This is a genomic window from Streptomyces sp. NRRL S-340, from assembly GCF_000720185.1.
Taxonomy (GTDB): Bacteria; Actinomycetota; Actinomycetes; order Streptomycetales; family Streptomycetaceae; genus Streptomyces.
The window spans coordinates 116,817-122,816 of the sequence record NZ_JOIY01000022.1 but is presented as its reverse complement, the minus strand read 5'-3'; the positions used below and the strand labels follow the sequence as shown (position 1 = coordinate 122,816).

At 71.8% G+C, this 6,000-nt stretch carries 6 protein-coding genes; 3 read left to right on the top strand and 3 right to left on the bottom strand.

All coding sequences use genetic code 11. The features are described 5' to 3' along the window. The coding region (locus IG64_RS18920; protein ID WP_037857671.1) for a TetR/AcrR family transcriptional regulator C-terminal domain-containing protein at positions 1-188 on the top strand (188 nt) is incomplete at its 5' end. Positions 189-627: 439 nt separating this feature from the next. Here IG64_RS18920 and IG64_RS18910 read toward each other — a convergent pair. Further along, positions 628-1,197 carry a TetR/AcrR family transcriptional regulator gene (locus tag IG64_RS18910; protein WP_037857668.1) on the bottom strand — a complete coding sequence of 190 codons (570 nt, stop codon included), beginning with the start codon at positions 1,195-1,197 and terminating at the stop codon, positions 628-630. A gap of 165 nt (positions 1,198-1,362) precedes the next feature. Here IG64_RS18910 and IG64_RS18905 point away from each other — a divergent pair, with 165 nt between their 5' ends. Then, a complete protein-coding gene (locus tag IG64_RS18905; RefSeq protein ID WP_078884089.1) occupies positions 1,363-2,763 on the top strand; it encodes an MDR family MFS transporter in 1,401 nt (466 codons plus the stop codon). On the opposite strand, the gene IG64_RS18900 is transcribed toward IG64_RS18905, so the two are convergent. Together IG64_RS18900 and IG64_RS18895 are read right to left on the bottom strand one after the other, a co-directional pair. After that, a complete protein-coding gene (locus tag IG64_RS18900) occupies positions 2,760-3,323 on the bottom strand; it encodes a dihydrofolate reductase family protein (RefSeq protein WP_037857666.1) in 564 nt (187 codons plus the stop codon). The two genes, IG64_RS18905 and IG64_RS18900, sit on opposite strands and share 4 nt — an antisense overlap. 582 nt (positions 3,324-3,905) lie before the next feature. Continuing rightward, on the bottom strand, positions 3,906-4,871 hold the full coding sequence (locus tag IG64_RS18895) for an NADP-dependent oxidoreductase (protein WP_037857665.1): 966 nt from the start codon (positions 4,869-4,871) through the stop codon (positions 3,906-3,908). Positions 4,872-4,922: 51 nt separating this feature from the next. On the opposite strand from IG64_RS18895, the gene IG64_RS18890 reads away from it, so the two are divergent. Continuing rightward, positions 4,923-5,588, top strand: coding sequence for a TetR/AcrR family transcriptional regulator (locus IG64_RS18890; protein ID WP_051813069.1), 666 nt, complete (start codon positions 4,923-4,925; stop codon positions 5,586-5,588). The last annotated feature ends 412 nt before the right edge of the window (positions 5,589-6,000 follow it).

Sequence of the window (6,000 nt, the reverse complement as noted above, 5' to 3'; positions counted from 1 at the left end):
AACAGGCCGCCCTCCGGCCGGCAGACGGGGGTCCCACCGATGCCGGAGCCCTGCACGAGGCGGTGGAGGCCGGGACCTATCCGCACCTCGCCGCCACGCTGCCGGCGCTCACCAGTACGGACTTCACGGAACACTTCGAGTTCGGACTGCGGCTGCTCCTGGACGGACTGCGTGCCGTCCGGCGGTGAGCCCGGTGACGGTCCCCCCCCACCCACCGCGGCCCCCGTGCGGGGCGTGACGCCGCCCTCGGCCGTCCAGGCGGCGCGGGCTCCGCGGCGGCCGTCCGGCCGGGTGCTCGCGAAGGCCGGCGGCCGCGGTCCCGGCCGGGGCGGCGTCGTGCACGCCCACGGCTGCGAAGATGCGCCGGCCGGGGCGCCGGTGCTGCCGCCGGACCGGCGCTGGGCGCGGCAGAGCAGCCGGGGGTACGCCTGTGTTCGCCGTGCGGTCGCCGGACTCGCCCCCGTCCTCAAGGGCTTCGGCCACGGTTTCGATGAACCGTAACCGCCGGTGCCGGAGAGCATCGAGTGCCACCGCGCCGCTCCTCCCAGGGCCCGGCGGCGAGCCGGCCAGCCGCGCATCTCATGACATCGGTGCCGCGGAACACCGAGCGTGAACCGTGGTGGCCCGTCAGCGCACCAGGGGAAGGAAGATCGTGTCGACGATCTCCTCCAGGACGTGATCGGGTACCGGGGCGAAGGTCGACAGGATTTCATGGCGCAACAGGACGAAGGGCAGGGTCTTGACGCGCTCGGAGAGGGGCCCCGGCTTGATCTCGCCGCGGGCGGCGGCGCGTTCGAAGAGTGTGTCGAGTGCCGCCGCCCTGCCTGTCGCGGCGGGGTCGAACAGGTCGTCGGGGACTCTTCCTGTTTCCCGGTGGTAGCCGGCCAGGTGCGCGTACATCACGGTGACCAGTTGCACGTGGGTGGTGGCGATCTCCCGCATGAGGGTGAGGACGTCCTCCCGCAGGCTTCCCGTGTCGGGAAGGGCGGGCCGGGACTCCTTGAGGGTGTGGACGATGGCGGCTCGCACGAGGTCGTCGCGGTCGGACCAGCGGCGGTAGAGCACGGGCGGACTCGTGCCGGCGCGCTTGACGACGGCGTCCATGGTGAACCTGGCGTAGCCGTTGTCGGCGAGTTCGTCCCAGGCCGCATCGAGGAGTGCCTTCTCCAGTTCCGCCCCGCGGCGTCGCTGAGCCATCGTTCGCCCTCCCACTGTAGATAGATTTGCCTTTCTTACGGTACCGGCCTACCTTGAGGAAAGTAAGGAAGAGTCGTCTATCTTAAGGTTCTGATCGTGAGTCCACCTCGTGCGGCCGAACCCGTCTCCGTTGGTGCCGGCCAGGTAGACCCCGCCGTGCTGCGCATGGCGATCACCCTGATCGTCGGCGCTCTCGGCGTCGTCTTCGACACCACCATCATCAGCGTGGCCCTGAGTGACCTGGCCGAAAACCTCGACGCCCCGCTGTCGGCCGTTCAATGGGTCAGCACCGGCTACATGCTGGCCGTCTTCATCGCCATCCCGCTCGCCGGATGGGCCCAGTCCCGGCTCGGCGGCCGGCGCCTGTGGGTCCTCGCTCTGGGCGCGTTCCTGGCCGGCTCGATCCTGAGCGCCCTGGCCTGGAGCGTTGCGAGCCTCATCGTCTTCCGGGTCGCCCAGGGCCTCGCCGGCGGCATCATGATGCCGCTGATGTACACCCTGCTCATGCAGGCCGCCAAGGGCCGCGACATCGGCAAGGTCATGGCCGTCATCACCGTGCCCACCGCGCTCGGCCCGATCCTCGGCCCGGTCCTGGGCGGTCTCATCCTGCATACGGCCGACTGGCGCTGGCTGTTCCTCATCAACATCCCCTTCTGCCTGGCCGGCATGTGGCTGGCCCGGCGCGACCTGCCCGAGGACCGACCCGCGCCCGGCCGCCCCCGCGTCCGCCTGGACGCCGTCGGCCTGCTCCTGCTCTGCCCGGGGTCCGCGGCCCTGCTCTGCGGCCTCTCACAGGTCGACGGCAGCACGGGCTTCGCCCGTGCCCAGGCACTCGTTCCGCTGCTCGCCGGACTCGCTCTGGTCGCGGGCTTCGCCTCCTGGGCGCTGACCCGCGCCACCGCCCCGTTGGTCGACGTGCGCATGTTCCGGCACCGCTCGGTGGCCTCGTCGTCCACCCTGCTCTTCCTCGGCGGCATCTCCCTGTTCGGGTCGATGATGCTGCTCCCCCTGTACTTCCAGCAGGTCCGCGGCGCCACCCCGCTCGACGCCGGCCTGCTGCTCATCCCCCAAGGAATCGGCGCCCTCGTCGCCCGCGGCCTGGCGGGCAGGTACATGGACCGCGTCGGCCCGCGGGCGGTGGCCCTCGCGGCCTTCGCCTCCGTCGCCGTATCCACCGTGCCGTTCGCCTTCGTCACCGCCGACACCAGCGAAGTCCTGCTCATGGCCGCGCTGTTCATCCGCGGTGTCGCCCTGGGCGCCGCCATGATCGCTCCCATGGGCGCCGCCTTCGTCGGGCTGGAGCACCGGAAGATTCCCGACGCCAGCATGATCACCCGCGTCGCCCAGCAGCTCGGCGGCGCGGTGGGCGTCGCCGCCCTCCTCGTCGTCCTCCAGCGGAACACCGGTGGCGCCCGCACTCCCGGTTCCTTGGCTGCGGGCTTCGATCACGCGTTCTGGTGGTCCGTGGCCCTCACCGCCGCCGCCGTCCCGCTCTGCCTGCTCCTGCCCAGCCTCCCCGAGTCGGCGCCTCCCGCCGCCGATCAATCGCGGGAGAGGGGCAGCTAGCGCGCCACGCGGTGGCGGAGGTAGACGACTCCTGAGCTGAAGGTTCGGGTCTCGACGAGTTCGAGATCCACCCGGCGCTCGTGCCGGGGGAAGAACGGAATGCCACCGCCGACCAGCACCGGGTAGACCATGACCCGGTACTCGTCGATCAGACCCGATGCGGCCGCCTCGGCGGCGAGGGTCGCGCCGCCGATCGCGATGTCGCCCTCCCCCGGCTCGGCCCGCAATCGCTCGATCTCCTCCGCCAGAGCGCCGGAAGCCAGCCGGGCACAGCCCCGCACCGCGGACAGCGTGGTGGAGAACACCACCTTCGGCAGCGGCTTCCAGAGCGCGGCCCACTCGAGCATGGAGTCGTCGAGCGATGGATCCTGATCTGCGGTCTCCCAGTACAGCATCGTCTCGTACAGCCGTCGTCCCAACAGGTGGACGCCGACTTCTCGGATCTCGTCGATCCAGAAGCGGAACACCCCCTCGTCGGGCGCCGACCAGTTGAAGTCGCCGTCCGGCCCGACGATGTAGCCGTCGAGTGAGACGCTCATCGAATAGGTCACGCTGCGCATGAAGCCCTCCTCGGTAACGGGTCCGCCAGTACGACCGCCGGAAGCCGCAGAACTCATCGTCGCTCGCGGGGCTCCTGGAGCATCCCCCCGCGAGGCTGTCCGAGGTGCTGCTCAACTCGCCGGCCGAAGCCGCTCAGTGACATCCGGCGTTCGGGATCCACGTGACCCTGGTCGAACCCGGCCCCTACGGCAGCGACTGGTCGGGGGCCTCCGCAGCGCACACCGAGCCGCTCCCGGCCTGCGAACCCGTCAGCGCCGCGCACCGGCGCGTCCGCCCGCGCGCCCCAGGACGCGCGAGGCACCGCCGCCGTGGTCCTCGAACTCGTCGACACCGACGCACCACCACCGACGCACCACCACCGCGGCTCTTCCCCGGCACCTGCCCCTGTCCGGTGGTCGAGGCGGTCCGCCGGAAGCGGCTCGGCACAGGGAACGGCCTGCGGTACCTCGCGTCCCGTGCGTGACCGGTACGGAGCACCCCGCGGCCTCCGGGGTCGCCGCGCGGCGCGTGCTGTGGCCGGGATCGAGGACGGGACGCCGCGGCGGTAGCCGGAGCACGTTCATCGTCGCGGGGCCCTGGCCCTACTCGGCCTGGAGGTCGATGACGACCTTGCCCCGCACGTGCCGGCCGGCCTGAAGCCCGGCCGCACGGCGGATCTGCTCGATCGGGAAGCTCCCCGCGAGAGGCACCCGCAGCCGGCCCGCGGCGACCAGGCGGGCGATCTCTTCCAGGGCTCCGGGGGCCGCATCCGCGCCGTTGCCCGCTGCCACGCCCTCGACCTGCGCGGCGATGGTGCAGATGCGGCTGTCCGGGACGCCGAGTTCCCTCGCGACGTGCACCGTCTCGGTCCCGTACAGGTCGAGGGCGGCGGTGATACCGCCGGGAGCGAGGGCGCGGACCCGGTCGCCCAGGCCGTCGCCGTAGGCGACCGGTATGGCTCCGAGGCCGCGCAGGTGGCCGGCCGATGTCGCCGATCCCGTCCCGATGACGCGTGCTCCCGCGATCCGCGCCAGCTGGACGGCGAACACCCCGACCCCGCCCCCGGCGCCGCCGATCAGCACGGTGTCGTCCGGGCCGGGGGCGATCACGGCGAGGGCGGCGGATGCCGTGCGACCGGCGATCGTGAGGGTGGCCGCGGTGCGGTCGTCTACGCCGTCGGGTGTGTGGTGGGCCTCGTTCGCCGCGATCCCCGCGGCCGGGTCGACCACCACGAAGTCGGCGACCGCGCGGGAGAGGGCTCCCCCGAACACCCGGTCGCCTGGCGCGAAACCGCTCACCCCGTCACCGACCTGGTCGACCACTCCCGCGTAGTCGGTCCCGAACCCGACAGGCAGGGCCAGGCCGAACCTGGCGGCGGTGTCCGCATCGGCGGTCATGATCCAGTCCATCGGGTTCAGGCCGGCCGCCGTGACCCGCACACGGACCTGCCCCGGGCCGGCCTGCGGCGCGGGGATCTCGCGGACATCCAGTACCTCTGGGCCGCCGAACGAATCGAGCTGGACCGCCCTGCTGCCGCCTGCGCTCGGTTGCCTGCTCCGGGTCTGCACGGGGGCTCCCCTCTCCTTGCCGTACGAGGAAACGGACTATGCTCCGTTTACATGAACGACCGTAGCACAAACGGAGCGCGTTCCGTTTCTGGTGGGGAAGAAGTCCGCGCGCCACGGGCGGACGCGGTGCGCAACCGCGACCACCTGCTCGCGGTGGCCACTCGCGTCTTCATGGCGGCCGACGCCGAGCCATCGATGCGCGTGATCGCCCGCGAGGCAGGGGTCGGCATCGCCACTCTCTACCGGCACTTCCCGACCCGCGAGTCGCTCGTCGACGCGGTCTACCAGGACCAGGTCGTGCGCCTGACGACCGGCGCCCGCGAACTCCTCGGCAAACTGCCCCCGCCTGCGGCGATGCGACGCTGGATGGACTTGTTCGGGGACTGGATCGCCACCAAGAACGGCATGCTCGACACGCTGCTCGCGATGATCGAATCCGGTGAGATCACGCATGCACGGACCCGGACCGAGCTGCTGACGGCCATCGACACGATCCTCGACGCGGGCCGCGCGACAGGGGAACTCCGCTCCGACGTGACCGCGGATGACGTCGCCGCCTCGCTCATCGGCATCTTCACCGTGTTCCCGCCGGCTGGACACAAGGCCAGGGCCGGCCGCCTGCTCGACCTCCTGATGGACGGCCTCCGGCCCCATGACCGGCAGGGGCCCCCCTCGAACCGCGGGACGTCACCTCCTGATCATTCCGCAAGGAGCTGATGAGTACCGTCCGCCCAGAGCCCGCCACGGGTGCCCCTGAAGCCGTCACGGGAGTTTCCACAGCCGGCAGCCGTTGTGCCGCTCCCCCGGCTACGGCTGTGCCGTCAGGGCCGAGAGCGACCGATGCGAAGTTGCCGGTGGCGAGCGTGACGGTGGCGTGGTGGGCGGCGACGTCCAGAGCCGGACGGCGCCTTCGCCGGCGGCGGCAAGGGTCTTGCCGTCCGGACCGAAGGCCACCGCAGGGCCGCCCCGGAGTCGTTGGACGCGAGCGTCCCGATCACCTCAGGGTGGCCCGTCACCGGCCACCCCGCTTCGGCGCCCGGGCCGGGAGCAACGGCTCGGTCCGCGCTCACTGCGCGTCGGTCAACGACACACGCGCACCGAGGAGCGGCTGATCCGAACGGAAGCCCCC

Excerpts from the sequence above, each read along its gene's own strand:
- IG64_RS18910 (WP_037857668.1), bottom strand. The coding sequence starts at position 1,197 with ATGGCTCAGCGACGCCGCGGGGCGGAACTGGAGAAGGCACTCCTCGAT.
- IG64_RS18905 (WP_078884089.1), top strand. The coding sequence starts at position 1,363 with ATGGCGATCACCCTGATCGTCGGCGCTCTCGGCGTCGTCTTCGACACC.
- IG64_RS18900 (WP_037857666.1), bottom strand. The coding sequence starts at position 3,323 with ATGCGCAGCGTGACCTATTCGATGAGCGTCTCACTCGACGGCTACATC.
- IG64_RS18890 (WP_051813069.1), top strand. The coding sequence starts at position 4,923 with ATGAACGACCGTAGCACAAACGGAGCGCGTTCCGTTTCTGGTGGGGAA.